Source organism: Prosthecobacter sp. Pr1, assembly GCF_057652315.1.
This window is the reverse complement of the sequence record NZ_JBYFBS010000016.1, coordinates 1-17,649: the sequence shown is the minus strand read 5'-3', so window position 1 is coordinate 17,649 and position 17,649 is coordinate 1. Positions and strand designations below refer to the sequence as shown.

At 60.0% G+C, this 17,649-nt stretch carries 12 protein-coding genes; 8 read left to right on the top strand and 4 right to left on the bottom strand.

Annotated elements, in window-relative coordinates:
- Nucleotides 1–24: 24 nt before the first annotated feature.
- Nucleotides 25–2,514: a secretin N-terminal domain-containing protein gene (locus AC24GY_RS21650; protein ID WP_487687115.1), complete on the top strand. Its 2,490-nt coding sequence runs from the start codon at nt 25–27 to the stop codon at nt 2,512–2,514.
- Nucleotides 2,515–3,038: 524 nt separating this feature from the next.
- Here AC24GY_RS21650 and AC24GY_RS21645 read toward each other — a convergent pair.
- Nucleotides 3,039–6,452: a putative Ig domain-containing protein gene (locus tag AC24GY_RS21645; protein ID WP_487687113.1), complete on the bottom strand. Its 3,414-nt coding sequence runs from the start codon at nt 6,450–6,452 to the stop codon at nt 3,039–3,041.
- 678 nt (nt 6,453–7,130) lie between these two features.
- Between AC24GY_RS21645 and AC24GY_RS21640 the strand changes: the two genes are divergently transcribed.
- Nucleotides 7,131–8,879 carry a hypothetical protein gene (locus tag AC24GY_RS21640; RefSeq protein WP_487687110.1) on the top strand — a complete coding sequence of 583 codons (1,749 nt, stop codon included), beginning with the start codon at nt 7,131–7,133 and terminating at the stop codon, nt 8,877–8,879.
- A 102-nt stretch (nt 8,880–8,981) separates the two neighbouring features.
- Here AC24GY_RS21640 and AC24GY_RS21635 read toward each other — a convergent pair whose 3' ends face one another.
- Together AC24GY_RS21635 and AC24GY_RS21630 are read right to left on the bottom strand one after the other, a co-directional pair.
- Nucleotides 8,982–9,635 carry a hypothetical protein gene (locus tag AC24GY_RS21635; protein ID WP_487687108.1) on the bottom strand — a complete coding sequence of 218 codons (654 nt, stop codon included), beginning with the start codon at nt 9,633–9,635 and terminating at the stop codon, nt 8,982–8,984.
- 39 nt (nt 9,636–9,674) lie between these two features.
- Entirely contained in the window at nt 9,675–10,883 is a 1,209-nt protein-coding gene (locus tag AC24GY_RS21630; protein ID WP_487687105.1) for a TIGR02597 family protein, read from the bottom strand.
- Nucleotides 10,884–11,403: 520 nt separating this feature from the next.
- Between AC24GY_RS21630 and AC24GY_RS21625 the strand changes: the two genes are divergently transcribed.
- Genes AC24GY_RS21625 through AC24GY_RS21600 form a run of 6 tightly spaced genes read left to right on the top strand, consistent with a single transcriptional unit; the run spans nt 11,404 to nt 16,238 of the window.
- Nucleotides 11,404–13,158, top strand: coding sequence for a GspE/PulE family protein (locus AC24GY_RS21625; protein ID WP_422319245.1), 1,755 nt, complete (start codon nt 11,404–11,406; stop codon nt 13,156–13,158).
- Nucleotides 13,155–14,369: a type II secretion system F family protein gene (locus AC24GY_RS21620; RefSeq protein ID WP_487687103.1), complete on the top strand. Its 1,215-nt coding sequence runs from the start codon at nt 13,155–13,157 to the stop codon at nt 14,367–14,369. The genes AC24GY_RS21625 and AC24GY_RS21620 overlap by 4 nt, the downstream gene beginning before the upstream one ends.
- A gap of 7 nt (nt 14,370–14,376) precedes the next feature.
- Nucleotides 14,377–14,802 carry a type II secretion system major pseudopilin GspG gene (gene gspG / locus AC24GY_RS21615; RefSeq protein ID WP_487687100.1) on the top strand — a complete coding sequence of 142 codons (426 nt, stop codon included), beginning with the start codon at nt 14,377–14,379 and terminating at the stop codon, nt 14,800–14,802.
- A gap of 4 nt (nt 14,803–14,806) precedes the next feature.
- A complete protein-coding gene (locus tag AC24GY_RS21610; RefSeq protein WP_487687097.1) occupies nt 14,807–15,205 on the top strand; it encodes a pilus assembly FimT family protein in 399 nt (132 codons plus the stop codon).
- Nucleotides 15,202–15,579 (top strand): type II secretion system protein, encoded by a 378-nt coding sequence (locus AC24GY_RS21605; RefSeq protein ID WP_422319237.1) that lies wholly within the window; start codon nt 15,202–15,204, stop codon nt 15,577–15,579. The genes AC24GY_RS21610 and AC24GY_RS21605 overlap by 4 nt, the downstream gene beginning before the upstream one ends.
- Nucleotides 15,579–16,238 (top strand): type II secretion system protein, encoded by a 660-nt coding sequence (locus AC24GY_RS21600; RefSeq protein WP_487687095.1) that lies wholly within the window; start codon nt 15,579–15,581, stop codon nt 16,236–16,238. The genes AC24GY_RS21605 and AC24GY_RS21600 overlap by 1 nt, the downstream gene beginning before the upstream one ends.
- 115 nt (nt 16,239–16,353) lie before the next feature.
- On the opposite strand, the gene AC24GY_RS21595 is transcribed toward AC24GY_RS21600, so the two are convergent.
- A partial coding sequence (locus tag AC24GY_RS21595; RefSeq protein WP_487687093.1) for a sensor histidine kinase occupies nt 16,354–17,649 on the bottom strand: 1,296 nt, incomplete at its 5' end.

The following is a 17,649-nucleotide window of genomic DNA, read 5'->3' as shown; positions in this document are numbered from 1 at the left end:
CTGCTTTGCACTGCCTTGACAGGCATGGTTCCTGGATTCCTGGCGGCGCAAAACGCCCCCATCCCCCCGACGCGCAACCGCCCGCGCTTGGGTGCGCCTGTAAATCCTCCCTCATCCACGCCTCCGCAAATCACCGTGCCGGCACCTGGGCGCACATCAGCTCCATTTCCCGCTCCGCTGCCCCCGCCCGCCGCCGTTCCCGCTCCGCCTCCCACCACACCACCTCCGTCCTCCGGCAAAAACATCATCGGCTTCACCGCCACCCCGCTCTCTGAGGTGATTGGAGAGTATTTCCGGGTGACTGGACGCCGCGTTCTCAAGGACCGTGGTCTGGAAAACGCCACTGTCACCATTGAAGTCCCGGGTGAGTTCAGCGACGAAGAATACCGCACCATCATCGAAAAAGGGCTGCTCATGCACGGCTATGTGCTCGTTCCCAGCGGGGACAACCTGTTCAAACTCATCGCTGCCGAACAGGGCACCAGTCCCTCCACCCAGGGCGTGCCGCTTGTGCTGCGCTCAGAAGATCTGCCGACCAACGACCAGGTCGTCACCCATGTCATTCAGCTCAACTACCTCCAGGCGGAGGAGGCCTCCACCGCCTTTCAGCAGCTCATCCCCCTGCATCCATATGGAAAAATCCTGGCCGTGGCCAACGGCCAGTCGTTGATCATCACCGAGGCCTCGCAGACCATCCGCGCTTATCTGGAACTGGCCCGGCAGGTGGATGCACCACCCATGGAAACCATCCATAAAACAGTCCGGCTTGAGCGTGCGGAAGCGGCAAAAGTGGTGGAGCAGCTCAACAGCCTGCTAGGCTTGGGCGGTGGCGACGGCAATCGTTCTGCCGCACCGAAATCCAGCGGCGCCGCCAGACCCCCGGGCGCACCAGGATCCGTTCCAAACACTCCAAACGCTCCAGTATCCGCCTCCATGGGCGGCGGAGCAGGCGTCACTCCGGAGGCATTTCAGCCGGTCATCGAAGCCATTGAGCGAACCAACAGCCTCATCATCGTCGCTCGCCCCGTCGACATGCGGCGCATCGACAGCTTCATCACGGACTTGGACGCGCAATCGCCCTCCTCCCGTTATTATTCACGTCGGCTCAAATACCTCGACCTCACCGTTTTCCTCAGCCTCGCCGAAAAAGCGTTGCAGCGGACTTCGCAAAACATCGGCTCCAGCGGCCTCCCCCAGCAGAACTCATCCTCCACCCCGACAAATCCAGTCAACAACAGCTTTGGCAGTTCCGGTTCCAGCTCTGGATTCGGTGGCAGCTCTGCATTCGGTGGCAGCTCAGGATTGGGCGGCAGTTCAGGGATGGGCAGCGGCGGGATGTCTGCCAGCAACTCCTTTGGCGCGGGCAACATCTCGCCATTGGATGTCACCAAAAAAACCATCAGCATATTGATCGGCAGCACCTTCGTCATCGCCGATTCCGCCAGTTCCAAATTCATCGCCACCGGTCCGCCAGATCAAATCAAGGCGCTGGAGGAGCTCGCGGATGAAATGGACGTTCGTCCACGCCAGATCCTGCTCTCCGCCATCATCGGCGAGTTCACGCTCGGCGATAACTTCAACTTCGGTCTCGACTGGATTCAGTCCCTCAAAAAAGTCGGGGACAACGGCTTGGTTGGCGGCGTGCTCAACACGCAGGGCACCGCCTTTGCCAACCCTGCTAATTTGAAGGACGTCGCCGGCTTTCTCGGTGCTGGCGGCCCTGCGGCGCTCGGCGGGCTCACCGCCTACGGCCAGATCAACAAAAACCTCAACATCTTCCTGCAGACCCTCGAAAGCACACAACGCTTCCATGTCCTGCAGCAGCCCACCATCACCGCTCTGAACCACCAGTCCGCCAGCATCTACATCGGCCAGCAGATCGCCATCGCCGGGCAGAGCTACACCAGCGGCGTGGTTGGCGGCGGGTTCACCTCCACCACCCAGTACATTCCCGTGCGTCTTCAGCTCGACATCACGGCGCACATCTTCAACGACAACGAGGTCATGCTCGAATTCAAGCAGCAGAACAACGATGTCTCCGGCTACACCACCATCAGCGGCAACCAGGTCCCCAACATTTCCGAACAGGGCATGCACAACAGCCTCATCGTTCCCGATCAAGCCACCGCTATGCTCGGAGGCCTCATCACCGAGCGTGACACCAACAACAAAGGCGGTCTCCCATTTCTTGTTCGCATCCCCGTTCTCAAGCACCTCTTCGGCAACACCAACATCAAAAAAGAGCGGCGTGAGATGATGATCTTTGTGCAGCCTCGGATTCTCTCCGACTCGGCCGACCACATGCTGGAACAGGCAAAAATTGGCGACCACATGAGCACTTATACTCAAACCGAACAGTTCGCCAGCATGCCCGAAGATATCGTCCCACGCGCCTTGCCCGCTCGTGCAGACAAGCCCAACGATCTCCTCCCGCCGCCGCCGAATGCTGCCGCAGAACCCAAACAGGGCCTCTTCGGTAAAATGAAGGGCTGGTTTCAAAAGCCGAAAAAGTGATAGGCGGTGTCTTCTTTCGCCAAACTCGCGGCATCAAGCCATGATCTCCATCCTTCGTCTTTGTCGGTGATTTTTGAGAAGGTCAGACTGATGGCTTGGTCAAATTTTCGGGTATTCAGCCATCGGCACCGCGCAGCAGGGATTTGCTCTTGCTCCACATCTTCTCGATGGGATTGCGGTCGGCTGCCTAGCCGGGCAGGAAGTGCACCTCAGCTCCCGCTGCCTGCACCAGCCCATTGAATTCGACTTGGGTAAGTCATCGAGGGGCACCGAATCCATGGACCGGTTGTCGTCGTCTTTCGTCATCCCACTCCGCTTGACCCCAGTCCCAACGGGACTGCGCACCATAGCGAAGGGTTGCCGAGCCTCAGCGAGGCTACCCTGGTACAGGATACAACCCGGTTGGGCAAGCAAACCCAGCGCCTTCGCCACACCCCACGCCCACCAGCAGCGTCTGCAAGGCGCTCCGCCGCACTCACAACGTACCGCCAGCTCCCCAATCCCGCTAAATTGCCAAAGTAGAACTAACTTCCGCCAGCCGTAAACACCAGCCGCATGAAGCGCCGGTTCGGGTTGCCAGTCGCCAGCGAATCGCGGGCACGCCAGGTTTGCACCGGACCATCGTTCACAAGTTCCAGAGCAATAGGGCTCCACAATCCAAGGCTGTCCGTCGATTGCGCTGAATAGCTGACGTCGGGCAAATCTTTGGGGCGCGTGAAGGTCAAGGTCAGACCATTGGCATCCGCGATCGGAGCGGGAGCGGCATTGCGCACCCACGGATTGGTGCCGAGCGCGTACTCGGCCAGATTCTTCAAGCCATCGCCATCGGGATCGACATCATCGGCGGCCCACCCTGCGGTGGTCTGTGTGGGGGTGAAGTGCTGCGTGCGCCAGCTTGCGGCGGACTGCCCCCTGATGGTCAGCGTGCCGCTTGCCGTGCCGCTGTAGTTGGCGTCGTTGATGCTGGCGGCAATGACATAGCTGCCATGACTGGTGGGCGCTGTGGAGGATCCGTTATAGGTGATGCTCACCGTGAGTCCGGACGGCGTGGTGGTGGCCGAAACGGTCTTCGGGGTGCCGTCATACGTTTGCAGCAGCCCGTTCAAAACAAGGCCGGCTGTCGCTTTGTCTATAACGATGCTAAAATTCTGCGTCGCCGCCGTGCCAATGCCATTGCTCGCCGTCACCGTTCCCGTGAAGGTTCCCGCCGCCGTCGGCGTCCCTGAGATCACCCCTGCCCCGCTCAGGATCAAACCTGTGGGCAAGGCCCCCGAGGTCACCGTGAAGGTCGGTGCAGGTGTGCCGCTGGCCGTGTAGGCAAAAGGGGTGTAGGCCGTGCCAAACACGCCGGTGCCAGTCGGCGGCCCATTGGTGAATGCAGGCGCTTGATTCACCGTGATGCTGAAATCCTGCGTGGCCGCCGTGCCAATGCCATTGCTCGCGGTCACCGTGCCCGTGAAGGTGCCGGCTGCCGTGGGTGTCCCTAAGATCACACCAGCCGCGCTCAAGCTCAAGCCGGTCGGCAACGCTCCCGCAGTGACACTGAAGGTCGGCGCAGGAAATCCGGTCGTGGTGTAGCTGAAGTTGTAAGGCGTATTCGCGAGCGCAGCCGGAGGCGGAGAACTCGTGATGGCAGGGGCTTGATTCACCGTGATGCTAAAATCCTGCGTCGCCGCAGCACCAATGCCATTGCTCGCCGTCACCGTTCCCGTGAAGGTACCCGCCGCCGTCGGTGTCCCTGAGATCACCCCTGCCGTGCTCAGGATCAAGCCGGTCGGCAACGCTCCCGCAGTGACACTGAAGGTCGGCGCAGGAAATCCGGTCGTGGTGTAGCTGAAGTTGTAAGGCGTATTCGCGAGCGCAGCCGGAGGCGGGGAACTCGTGATCACAGGGGCTTGATTGACGGTGACGGTGAACGTTTGCGACACCGTGCCGCCATCGAGATCCGTCGCAGTAACCGTCACGTTGGTCTGGCCGCCTGCCAGCGCATTGATCTGCACGTTCGTGCCGCTGATCGTGGCACTGGCCACGGCGGGGCTGGTATTTCCTGTCACCGCGTAACTCAGGACCGCCACCTCCGCCGCCGAGGTGATCGAAACCACCTTGGTCGTGTCCATCGCAGCGCTCGCGGAGGTCAGCGGCCAGTTGTCCATGCTCGTGGAGGTTCCGCCCAGATTCACGGAGTAGGTTGCGTTTGGCAGGTTGCCGATGGCGTCGGCCACCGTCATGCCGTTCCCCGCCACGCGCGCGAACGCGGTGAACCCTCCGTTCGCATTCGGGCTGCCGCTGTCACGGTCCAGATTGCTGCTGTTGTTGCCCAGATTCACGAAGAACTGGTCCGTGGCGCTGTTCGGATTGCCGCCAACCTTCGCCATCGCCACGGTCCCCCGCAGGTTCGAGATCCCCGGTTCGTTGGTCGGGGAGGGGCTGGTCGGCGTCACACTAAAATTGTTCGGTGCGGACTGCACTTTGAAAGCGCCGCCCTGCGCCACGAAGCCGGGGACCGCACGATGGAACACCGCCCCGTTGTAGTTGTTCACCGCTGCATTCACATAACTCAGGAAGTTCGTCACGGCCTGCGGAGTGGCCGATTTGTACAGGATGAAGTCCATCGTCCCCAGGTTCGTGACGATGCGCACCGCCGATTCGGAGTCCGGGTCCGCGAACTTGTCCCCCAGCGCCACAGAAGTGTTCCCGCTCGCAGTCAGCGTCTGCGTCCCGATCGTCGTCGTGGAGACCGGTGCCGCAGGCGCTCGGATGACACGCAGTTGCAGCGTGTTGCTGGCCGTCCAGCCGTTCGCAAACGTGGCGGACATGGGACAGTTGAAGGCCCCCGTGACAGTGGGCGTGCCGGTGATTGCACCCGTCGAACTGTTAAAGGTCAGGCCTGTCGGCAAACCCGTGATGCTCCATGAACTGCGAGACGATCCGGTGCTGACCACCGCCTGATACGAAAACGCCTGGTTGTAAAAGATGGGCGGCGCTGTGCCGCTGGTGAATCCGTCCTTCGTCGTCGCACTGGCAGTGTTGCTTGGGGCCGATTCGATGACCGTCGTGGATTGGTACGCGGCGGTCACCTTGAAATCATACGCAGTGCCCGCGCTCAGCCCCGTCACCGCGTAGGTCGTGGCATTCGCGGCGGCATAATTGAACAGAGTGTAGCTGCCGCTGCCGCTCAGCCGGTAATACACCGCATACCCGCCCTCGACCTCCGAGTTGTCCACCCAGCTCAGATTCACCGTGCCTTCCGAAGCCGCCGTGGCCGTGAGACTCGTCGGCGGCGTGAGCACTGGCGTCGTGACGGATGCAACGGATGAATAAGCCGAATACGCCGAGGGACTCGCTTCCGTGCCCTGATAGCCCCTCACACGAAAATAGTATGTCGTGGAAGGAGCAAGCGCGCTGATGATTCCCGTGAAATTGGCACTTGTGCTGCCCAACAGCGAAAAGGGACCGGCGGCAGCAGTGCCGATTTCCACAAAATAACCCGCTTCCGAATAGGCGTTGTCCGTCCACATCAAGATCATGCTTCCATCCGCTTGAGCCTTGCTGAGAAGGTTGCCAGGGGTGCCAAGCGCGGCAAAAGTCACGTTGACAGTGTTCGACAATGACGAACCCGAACCATTGTTGGCGCGGATTTGAAACGTCGCAGTGCCTGAGATGCCTGAAAGGCTCGTGCTGATGGTTCCCGTACCAGGACTGGCGCTTAATCCGAAAGTGCCAAGCCCCGTTCCATTGGCATTGTACAGCAGGTCAAAGCTGGTTTCATCCGTCGAATTATCATCCCAGATCAGTGTGAAGGCATTCGAGGCGGTGACGGCACACCTCAGGTTGGTCGGTGCATTCGGTGCCGCCACCGCAGCACTGGTGAATGCCAGAGTGAGGAAGCTGAGGATAAAAAAGCGGACAGCCCGGGGGGAGAAGGAACACGAAGCCATGGACGTGAGACAGTCTGGGAAACAAAAACAGCGAGGGTAGCGAAGCAGACTGCCAACGTCAATTCCTAGAAGTTGCAGCAAGCCTGGCGGCCCTATGAAAGACACCCCGGAACGGATTTTGTTCAGCAAATGGGCGATCAACGACGGACCTCACTCGAGATCCCATAGGGCTGAGCGCGAATGATACTCCCGCGCATCATAAACTTTCATTTGGAGAAGGCCCACTCCCAACCCGCCTTGTTTAATCTCGACGCGGCGGAGAAGCACGCCCAGAGCCGGTTAAAAACCACGGCTCCCACTACGGACTCCCGCACCGCGCCGGGCGAAGCTCATTGCTGGGAGCGCTGGTTTTTAACCGGCTCTGGGAGCCCCGTCATGCAAACACGCGCCGCATTTCCAACCGTACTGGAATGCATCATCTCTTTCATTTTGAGAAGGCCCACTTTTGAAGGTTGCTGATGCGCGGCAGTATAGCAGGCAGGCGTTCCACGCAGCCAATGGAACCGCTCCGCCGCCGGGCACTGTGAAAGGCTTTTTAAGAACGGCCAATGAAGGCATGCTGCTGGAAGTCCAAGTCTCCAGTCCATCCACTTCAGCCAGCCTCTCGGGCCGTCCATGATATTCTTGCGGAGGTGCTTGTCCCCTTGCCTTATCAGACAGATACTCTCACGTCTTGTCATGCAATCCCCGTCTAAACCCGAGATCCCGGAAACGGACATCGAGTCCTTGATTCCCAAAAAAGGCGGCAAGCTTTCTTGGTTCGCCATGCTGACGTGGGTTCTGATCGGCGTGGTGTTGCTGGGAATGACATGGCTGGTCTTAACCAAGTTCGACATCGGCAGGCTGCGCGGACCCGGCTACTTTGTCACCCAGGCACGGGAGGCCTTGGACGCTGGGAGTCTGCCGGAAGCCCTGAGTGCGATCCAGAAAGTGCATGGGCCCGCCCGCGGCAGCCCGGACTTCCTTCGGATTCTTGCTGATTACCTGCAAAAAACCTCCTCCGAACCAGCCCTGCTGGCGGAAACCCTTGAGAAGCTGGAACTGGCAGGAAGCGCGCGCCCAGACGACGTGCTCTGGATCAGTCAGGCACGCTATCTTACCGGAGACACCCGGAGAGCCAGAGCCGCCTGGGACCGCCTCTCATCCTCCCAGCGTTCCAGCTTGATGGCGATGAAACTCAACATCGATCTTCTCCGCAAGGAAGGTTCCCTCCACGAAGCGGCAGAGCTTGAGCTTCAACTCTTCCAGCGTTTTCCGGACGAGCCCGAGGTGGCGTTCCGCAAGGCGTTAAAAGACCTGGATGGCAGCTTCCCTGAGATCAGGGATGCCGCGTGGAAGGTTCTCTTTAAAATGGCCTCAATGGGAGGCCAGACTGGACTCGATGCAGTGAGGGCTCTGAGCCGACGCACCGAACTGACGTTGGCCGAGGCGGAACAGTTGCTGAAACTGGCGGAAACGCATCCCGACATCACGCCGGATGACCGGCTGATGATCGTTTCCGCCATCATGCGCCTGAATCCAATGCGGCGTGAGGAAACGATCCAGGCAGAAATCGAGCGCTACCGGACGGCCGGTCCCGCCATCCTGGCACAGGTGGCTGCTTGGCTCACCAGGGAGAAGGAATACGCCAAAATTCGCGAACTTGTTCCGGAGAGCGTCCTGCTCGAATCACCTGCCCTGTTTCCCTTGGTCGCCCAAGGCCTGCAGGAACAACAAAAGTGGCAGGAGTTGATGGATCTGCTGAAAAAAGGAAAAAAGCTCCCGGTCTCAAATGCACGCGCCGCCACCTGGCGGGCGCTGGCGGTGCGAAACCTGCATCCTTCTGACATCAAAGCCGCCCGGGATCATCTTGAAGAAGCCATCCAGCAGGGTGCTTCGGAAAGAAATGCCCTGGCCCTTTTGGGAGCCGCCACTCTCGCCGAGTCATGGCATATGACGGATCTGGCGCTCCAGGCCTACCAGGCGCTCGCACAACCCGGGTCCTCTGGCGAGCTGCAGATGCTCGAGAAATGCTGGGAAATGGCCACCATTCAGAACGATTCCGCCTTGCTCGTCCGCCTCGCCAGCAGGCTCCTCAAGCTAAGGCCCGACGACCTTCAGTTTGTCCGAAGACACGACTACCTCTGCCTCCTCCGTGGCGTGGGCCTCGAGACCACATTGCTGGATGGCGAAACAGCCACCGGAAGCGCTTCCGACCATCTGCTGGAAGCTCTCAAAGCCTACCGTCTTCATGACTTGGCACACGCCTCCGTCGTCCTTCACAAGGTGGTGGACACAAAAGACTTTTCCATGGGTGAGAAAGCCGTCTATGCCGGTCTGCTCGCCACGACATGCAATGAAGTCTCTCAAGCCTACCAGATCGCCGAAAAAATCCACACCGAAGGACTCTTGCCCGAAGAAAGGGTGTTCTTGGAATTGGCCCTGTGAGCCTCGGCTCCCGAACCTCCCTTGGTTGGGCACAGCACCTGCGAAAGCAAAAAGCCTGCTCGAACGAATCCGAGCAGGCTTTTGCGAAATCAAACAGCGGAATTAACGACGGCGCCGGCGGAGAGCCAGCATACCGAAACCGATCAGGCCAAGCATGGAACGGCTGGGTTCGGGGGCCACGGTAAGCGAGGCATTGCCAGCAGCCGCTGAATTTGCAGCCCCCGCTCCAGGGCTAAGCTGGCTGCCGTCTTGAGTATAGAATAGAAGACTGTGATCGGTGGTGCCATCTGCCGGAGTAATCCAAGGATCTGAACCATCGACTGCGCTTGCATTGGTATAAAAACCATATTTCGTTCCTGCGGGAATCGTGGTTGAGCCGGCTGTAAGCGTAGGGAACCATAGGAGCGCAAGTGGATCTCCGACGGTCCAGTTTGTGAGGGAGCCGGTATTGAGAGTGAGGCTGCCCGTTGCGACCTGAAGCACTCCATTCACGTTAGGATTCCCAAGCAGGTCGCCCCGGAAAAGGACTCTGTCGTCCGTATTCAGGAGGCTGCCAACCGCAGTGAAAGAACCGGCGGTAATGGCATCAAATGTGCCGTCAGATGTGCTCGAAACGAGCATGAACAAACTCGATTGACCGAGTGCTCCACCAGTAGAATCCTTCAATAAATCACCATCGATCAAAAAAGAAATGGTGGCACTCGCGGGGGAAATTGCGAGGAGCAGCAAGGAGGCGCAGAGGATTCGGCGTGTCATATCGTTGTTTGGGAAGATTAAAGTGAGGCGGGAACGATATCAATTGGCAGGAACAGGAACATAGGGTGGCCGAACAGTCCAAAGCGCTGAGGCAGCTTGGGCCGTAGCCTTCTTACGAATGACAATGCCTTTATTCGGACCAACGACAACATCATTATCAACAAGGGTTCCAGAATCTCCAGATTTCCGCCACCCCGGGCCAGGCGAATTAGCGCCGGTATAGTAATAATAAGTTGCGTCGGCTGCTTTGTTTTTCCCAGGGACGCCGTTGTCCCAAACCAAAACTACATCCTGACGTGCGCCTGTAGAGTGAGTCGCGCTGCCTACAAATGCTCCCGATTCATACAGTTTAAGTTGGGCGAGAGTCATTTCAGTGGCAAAAGGCAACGCGACTGCATTGTCCTGATCTGTCGATGAGGCAATTGTTCCTATCGGTGTGGTCAGTTGTGCCATCTGAACTGTGCCTGTAAAGGTGACGGTAGTTGCGGTGGCAATATTGTGCCTGACCGCGAAAAAAGTATCTGGAAGAAGAATATCGTCATTGGCAATCGTCCCCGAGAATCCCGCTCGCCTCCATCCTGGCCCAGGCGCAGAAACTCCTGAGTAATAGTAATATGAGACAGGGAAGGCCAAATTCTTACCAGCCGTTGCGTGATCCGGTATGAACACCGAAGATAAACGTACGGTAGATGAGGCCGAATGACTGGAACTTGGATGCACTCCTGCGCCATCAGGGAAGATGGAGCCAAAGGTGTCATACGGGATGACTTCCAGAGTCGTGGTTGAGTCGATGGCCGTGCTCAAATCGTCACCTGCTGTGTCCACGGTCAGCGAAGCGGCAGCATTGGAAACGACTGTGTAATACATGCCTGCCCGTGTGCCAGTTTTCAAAAAGACGTAATAGGTTTTGGGCTGCGTGACCGCGACATAGACAAACTGATTGATGGTCAGGGCAGGCGTGCCGCCGAGGGTAATGACGTTGTTGGTGTCCGTGAACGTTTCTCCATTGTCCCACGCACCATTGCTGTTGCCGTCTGTGAACGGCTCACCAGCGTCATAGGTGCCATTGGCCGAAAGACCGGAGGCTACGCCAGCAAATTCAGGTGAACGCTTGAAGGGAATGTACACATACGAGTCCGAGTTGCCCGCCAAGTTCACCGTCACGAACCCAACCGGGTCGGTTTCCACAGCCTCCGTGGTGAGAATGCACACACATAGGGCGGTTAAGGACATGTACAGCTTTTTCATGGCTAAAGTGTGTATGTATAATCAAATCGTGGGCGGAGGGGAAATAAAATATCGAGTTTTCTAACAATATTACTCAGGACTTGGGGCCCGGAAATGCGTGAGCACTGGTTTATACCCCAACATGCGGATTTGGTTACATGAATACTGTGACAAAATGCTGAGGAGCTTAAAAAAGGCCGAAAGCACCTCTCAAATATGAGAAACCACGGGGTGCGGCTCGCTAGGCGGCGCTTCGGCTGCCTGACCGCGACTCAGAGCATCCCGCTTGCGTTCCAGACAATTTCACGATTGCACATTCCGATCGTTTCCGATATACGTGATTCTCCGTCCGGGTTTGCGGCCTGAGCGAGTCCTGTCAGTTTTCTTCATTCGAGAGCAACTCGCATTGTGAGAATAATCCGTCGCTTGCACAGCTGGCTCCAAAGGATGCACCATTGATGCTCTCCACAACTCTTGAAACCGCAGGCTCAAAAAACCCAGAGAATGATGTCCGTGCCTGCACTCGCCACGATCTGACCCTATGATCTCCATCCTCCAATCCAGCGCCCAAGCCGCAGGGGTGATGGACTCCGACGTACAAGCCGCCCTCAACACCGCCGCAGGCGGCGGCATCTCCCCCGTCCTCGCCCTCATCGAGAGCGGGGCCGTCGATGAACGCCTTTTCTCCCGACACCTCGCCGACTCCCTCGGCTGGCCCTGGCTCGAAACCCCGCGCCCCGAACCCGCCGACGCCGCCGAGCTCAAGCGCCTCATCCCCGCACGCTTCGCCGTCCGCCACCAGGTCTTCCCCGTCGGCTTCGGCCACGGTCGTGTGACAACCACGTCACACCAGCCCGCGGCCGATTCATCATCCCCGCAAAAACGCACCCTCAAGCTCGCCTGCCACGACCCCTGCGATCTCCTCGCCCGCCAGGCCGTCGCCCGTCAGTCCGAACTCCCCGTCGAGTGGTGCCTCACACCCCGCACCGAACTCCTCAGCGCCGTCCAGCAGCTCTACGGCGTCGGTGCCGAAACCTTCGACGCCCTCATCGCCGCTGGAGGCGGCAGCTCCGACGACCAGCACCTGCGCGATGAAGCCAACGTCATCGACGACGAAGACGAAGACGCCTCCGTCGTCAAATTCGTCAACCAGATCATCCGCGAAGCCCTCGCCCAAAAAGCCACCGACATCCACGTCGAGCCCCAGCCCGACTCCCTCCGCATCCGCTACCGCATCGACGGCTTCCTCCACGAGATCCCTGTCCCCGAAAACATCAAATCCCTCCAGGCCTCCGTCATCGCCCGCATCAAGGTGATGAGCAAACTCGACATCGCCGAGAAGCGCCTCCCCCAGGACGGCCGCATCAATCTCAAAGCCGACGGCCAGTCCATCGACGTCCGCGTCGCCTGCATCCCCAGCGTCGAAGGCGAGTCCATCAGCCTCCGCCTCCTCGGCCAGGAACGCTTCACCCTCGACCGCCTCGGCCTCAGCGAAGAGCACCGCGCCAAGATCGAGCTCCTCCTCGCCAAACCCAACGGCATCGTCCTCGTCACCGGCCCCACCGGCTCCGGCAAATCCACCACCCTCTACACCTTCCTCTCCCAGCTCAACAGCGTCCACCGCCGCATCGTCACCATCGAGGACCCCGTCGAAAACAAACTCCCCGGCATCGTCCAAATCCCCGTCAAAAACGAAATCGGCCTCACCTTCGCCAGCGGCCTCCGCAGCATTCTGCGAGGTGACCCCAATGTCGTCATGGTCGGCGAAATCCGCGACCTCGAAACCGCCGAGATCGCCGTCCGCGCCTCCCTCACCGGCCACCTCGTCTTCTCCACCCTCCACACCAACGACGCCGTCGCCGGCATCACCCGTCTCATCGAGATGGGCGTCAAGCCCTTCCTCGTCGGCACCGCCGTCCGCGCCTTCATCGCCCAGCGCCTCGTCCGCTGCCTCTGCCCCTCCTGCAAAGAGCCCGCCAACTACCAGCGCGCAGAACTCACCAAACTCGGCTTCCCCGAAGTCAAAAAAGACAATAAGCTCTACCGCGCCGCCAAAGGCGGCTGCCAGCAATGCCGCGGCACCGGCTACTCCGGTCGAGTCGCCCTCTATGAGATCGCCCTCATGACCCCCGCCATGCAGGCCCTCGTTTCCCAGAAAGCCTCCGAGTCCGATCTCCAAGTCCAGGCCCGCAAAGACGGCTTCGTCCCCATGCGCGACTACGGCCTGCAAAAAGCCCTCGACGGCATCACCACCCTCGAAGAGGTCGCCCGCGTCACCAGCGAAGAACTCGAATGATGTTCGCCTTCCAAGCCCTGTCCGCCGACGGCTCCGTCAAATCCGGCACCCTCGAAGCCGCTGATCGCGGCGATGCTTTGCGCCAATTGTCCCGGCGCGGCTTGCAGGCCCGCTCCATCCAGTCCCAAACCGCCGAAGTTGCGAAATCCGACACAAAGAGTACCGACTCTGTCCTCACCCTCTCCAAGACCGATGTCATTCGCTTCACCGAAGACATGGGCGACCTCCTCGCCTCCGGTCTCCAGGTTGAGCAAGCCCTGCAGGCCATGGAGAACCGCAGCGCCTCCAAACTCGGCACGTTGGCGACGCGCGTCCGTGCACTCGTTCGCGACGGCGTGCCACTCTCTGCAGCATTACGTCAGGCCTCGCCCTCCTTCGACGAACTCTACTGCAACATGATCGCCGCCGGTGAAAACAGCGGCGCGCTCGATGACATCATGGACCGTCAGGCCCGCCACCTCCGCCTCATGGAATCCGTCCAGGCCAAGGTCGTCGGTGCGCTTATTTACCCAGCCTTTCTCATCAGTGCCGGAGGAGCGCTCGCTTTGGTCATGGTCACCTACCTTTTGCCAAAACTTGCCTCATTGCTCACCGGCTCCGGCAAAGAGCCCCCCTTCATGATCAAGGTCAGCCTCGCCCTCTCCGACCTTCTCAAAAACTACTGGTGGGCGCTCGCCATTGCACTGGGCTGCATCGTGATGCTGCTCTTTGCCCTGCGCAAAACCCCCGGCTTCCAGTCCGGGTGGCACCGCTTCATGATCAAGATGCCCGGCATCCGCGACATCACCCGCGCGCGCTTTGAACTGCAGTTCTTTGAAACCCTCGGCAGCCTGCTGCGCGGCGGCGTGCCCTTGCTGCATGCCCTGGAACTCGTGCGCCGCGCCGTCACCAATCTGCACCTGAAGCATTCCCTCACGCAAGCGGAAGCATTGGTGCAAGAAGGTGCATCTTTGAGTCATGCGATGAAAAAGACGCACGCTCTCGACTCGCAAGCCATCGACGTCATCCGCATCGGCGAAGACACCGGCCACCTCGCCGAGGTGCTGGGCAAAGCCGCCACGCGCATGGACACGCAGCTCACCCGCACCATCGAGCGCGTCACCGCCCTCATCCAGCCCTGCCTCCTCCTCATCATGGCCGCCCTCGTCGGCACCCTTGTTTACACCATGGTGAACATCGTCTTCTCAACCCTCAGCCAGCTCCGACATTAACCCAACCATGAAACACCTCCGCTCCTCTTCCAAAAACGGCTTCACCCTGCTCGAAATGATGGTCGTCTTGCTCATCATTGCGCTCATTCTCGGCACCGTGGCCTTCATGGTGCAGGGCATCGAGGGCGATGCCGAACACGTCACCACCGGCGCCAAGATCAAAAGCCTCGAAGTCGCCCTGACCTCCTACAAGATCAGCAATCTTACTTATCCCACACAGGAACAGGGGCTGGATGCCCTGGTGTCACGCCCCACGGCAGAGCCCAAGCCCAAGCGCTGGACCCAGCAGGCCAAACCCGACGGCATCATCGATCCCTGGGGTCGCAAGCTGGTGTATCGCAACCCCGGCAAGCACAACGCGGGAGGTTATGATGTGTTCTCCCTCGGTGCGGACGGATTGGAGAACACCGACGATGATATTGGCAACTGGTAGCAAAATGAAGGCCTTCACGCTGCTGGAGATGATCGTGGTGCTCGCCATCGCGTCCCTCGTCATTGGCATCGGAGCCGGAGCCATGCAGAAGCTCACCGAAGAGCACGAACTGCTGCGCGTGGCCCATGACGCAGAGCGCGTCCTGATGCATGCCATGACCCGCACACTCACCACCGTGCAACCTCAGTCCGTTGATCTCACCAGCCTCAGCCAGAAAGCCAAGCTCACCGTGCGGCATGCAGGCAGCGAGACATTCATTTCTACCACCGACCAGCACCTGTGGCTAAGACCCGGCGGATTATGTGAACCGTTGACCCTGCGCTGGCAAAACGGTGCAGCCTGGGTCAGTGCCACACTGGATCCTCTGACGGCAGGGTTCCAAGAACTGGAGGAAAACCCTTGAGACGCCGTGGCTTCACCCTGCTGGAAACCCTGCTGGCGCTGATGGTGTTCAGCACGGCGGTGGTGGCGCTGGTGGAAGCCGTACACCAAATCGGCGAGCACACGCTGCTGCGCCGGCATGAGGCTGCGGTACAGGAACGCATGCGGTCGCTGTTGGTGGAACACACGCGCAGGCCGGATGAGATTGAGGAAGTCAAAGTACAGGAGGGTGATGTAAACTACACCGTGACGCACACGCCTTTGGAATTGAAGAATCGCGATGGTCAGCCGGTGGCGGGATTGTTTGAGGTGCGTGTGACCGCTGCATGGAAGGAAGGACAGACGCTGCAGCAGGCCAGCGCTGAAACCTGGGTGTATCCGCCGCTCTTCCGCTGATGAAAAAACTGAGCCAGTCATCCCGAGCGAAAGCATTCACCCTGCTGGAGGTGATCATTGTACTGGCGATCACGGCGCTGGTGCTGGGGGCGGTTTATTCCCTGGCGCAGGGTACGCTGATGCTGGCGGATGATGTGCGCCGGGCGGAGCGCCGCGACGCACGGATGCAGGCTTTTACCACGTTTTGCGAGCATCTGCTGGCGGAGGTGCCAGCCACGGCGCTGCTGAATCTCAGCACCACGGAAGAGCATGGGCAGTATCTCACGAAGCTGGAACTGGAGCCTGTGCGCTCCCCGTTTGATGAGACGCCGGACTGCCGCGTGGCGTTGTTTACGCAGGGCCAGCCTGGAGGCGGGTTGCGGCTGATGCTGACGTGTCATTCTGAAGCAAACGAGAGCAGCGTGGTGCTGTTTGAAGACTTGGCGCAGTGCGAGTGGCGCGTGTTTCATCCGACGACGCGGCAGTGGGCCACTATTTGGTCCGAAGGCAACCCCGGCGGAGTTCCGACGGCGCATCCGCATCCGCCGCTGATGAAACTCGTGATGTCGCAGGCGGGTGGTGAAATCCAGGAGCAGATTTTCTGGATCACTCCCAGTGAACCCAACCTGCTGACCGCCGCTCCAATCCCCGCCCCCCTTCCCCCTAAGTCTCCCCAATGACCGTCTTTTTGCAGGCCTGACTGGCAACAGTGGAGGAGCGACAGGCTTCTGGGTGGAGGTCATTCCAAATGGTTGGCAGCCACGCGTTGAAAGAGAATCGCGCTTTGTTTTAAAATCAGACGACGTTGGCTGAGGCGAGGGGATCGCCGGCGGGGAGGTCGATCCAAAATTCGGCGCCGGATTCATCCAGGTTGCGGCAGCCGGTGCTGCCGTTGTGGGCGTGGGCGAGGGCTTGCACGAGGCTGAGGCCGAGGCCCATGCCGGGGGTGTTGGCGCTGGCGGCGGAACCGCGCATGTAGCGCTGCCAGATTTTGGTCTGATCGGCGGCGGTGAGTCCGGGGCCGGTGTCGCGGACGGAGATGCGCGCCAGTTCGCCCTGGGTGCTGAGCACGAGGGTGATGATGCCGCCGCGCGGGGTGTAGGCGAAGGCGTTGTCGAGGAGGTTGGCGACGGCCTGGTTGATGCGCTGGCGGTCGAGCAGCACCCAGCGGGTGTCGGGGGCTTCGAAGATGAAGGTGAGGCCGCGTTCATCGGCGGCGGCTTTGTAGAGTTCGAACAGATCGGCGAGCAGCTGACGGAGGTCGATGATTTCGAGGTGGAGCTTCAGGGCTTTGTGCTCGGCTGCGCGGGTGGTGAGAATGGTCTGCACGAGCTCGGTGGCGCGGTCGAGCTCTTCGAGGCCGCGAGCGGCGGCGTCGCGGGCGGTGGGGTTGTCGATGTGATCGTGGAAGGTTTCGAGATTGCCGCGGATGCGGGCGAGCGGGGTGCGCAGCTCGTGGGCGAGATTGTCATTGGCGCTTTGGAGCTCTGCGGTGAGGGCATCGATGCGGTCGAGGCCGGTGTTGAAGGCGGTGGCGAAGGCCTGGAGTTCGGGGACGGCGCCGGGTGCCTGAAGCCGGGCCTCGGTGCTGCCCTGGGCGAGCTTGCGGGTGCTGAGCATCATCTCCTGCACGGGGCGCAGCACGTGACGCACGAACCACCAGAGGGGCAGGAGCATGAGGACGGTGGAGGCGAGTCCGGCGAACCAGAGATGGCGGCGGATGTGATCGACGTAGGCGAGGTCTTCGGCGTCGGTGCGGCCGAACCAGAGGGCATTTTTATCGTCGAGAATCTGACAGCCGACGAGCAGCTGCTGCTGGCGTTCGGTGTGTGGAATGGTCATGAGCCAGGTCTCGGATGGCTTCAATTTTTTGGGCGGGCGTTTGGGCCAGTTGTAGCCTGCGACGGCGTCCGGGGTCTGCTCGAAAATGGTCTCGCCCGCAGGATTGGTGATGCGGACGGCCTGGCTTTCCTCGTGTTTGCCGGCGGCAAAAACTTCGGTGAGTTCCTTGAGGCCATTGCGGTTGTAGAGCACGGCGTACTCACCCAGGTCATCGAGCACGACGGCACGGGCGATGCTGCTGAGGTTTTG

Coding starts and splice junctions, on each gene's coding strand:
- AC24GY_RS21650 (WP_487687115.1), top strand. CDS start 25: ATGGTTCCTGGATTCCTGGCGGCGCAAAACGCCCCCATCCCCCCGACG.
- AC24GY_RS21645 (WP_487687113.1), bottom strand. CDS start 6,452: ATGGCTTCGTGTTCCTTCTCCCCCCGGGCTGTCCGCTTTTTTATCCTC.
- AC24GY_RS21640 (WP_487687110.1), top strand. CDS start 7,131: ATGCAATCCCCGTCTAAACCCGAGATCCCGGAAACGGACATCGAGTCC.
- AC24GY_RS21635 (WP_487687108.1), bottom strand. CDS start 9,635: ATGACACGCCGAATCCTCTGCGCCTCCTTGCTGCTCCTCGCAATTTCC.
- AC24GY_RS21630 (WP_487687105.1), bottom strand. CDS start 10,883: ATGAAAAAGCTGTACATGTCCTTAACCGCCCTATGTGTGTGCATTCTC.
- AC24GY_RS21625 (WP_422319245.1), top strand. CDS start 11,404: ATGATCTCCATCCTCCAATCCAGCGCCCAAGCCGCAGGGGTGATGGAC.
- AC24GY_RS21620 (WP_487687103.1), top strand. CDS start 13,155: ATGATGTTCGCCTTCCAAGCCCTGTCCGCCGACGGCTCCGTCAAATCC.
- gspG (WP_487687100.1), top strand. CDS start 14,377: ATGAAACACCTCCGCTCCTCTTCCAAAAACGGCTTCACCCTGCTCGAA.
- AC24GY_RS21610 (WP_487687097.1), top strand. CDS start 14,807: ATGAAGGCCTTCACGCTGCTGGAGATGATCGTGGTGCTCGCCATCGCG.
- AC24GY_RS21600 (WP_487687095.1), top strand. CDS start 15,579: ATGAAAAAACTGAGCCAGTCATCCCGAGCGAAAGCATTCACCCTGCTG.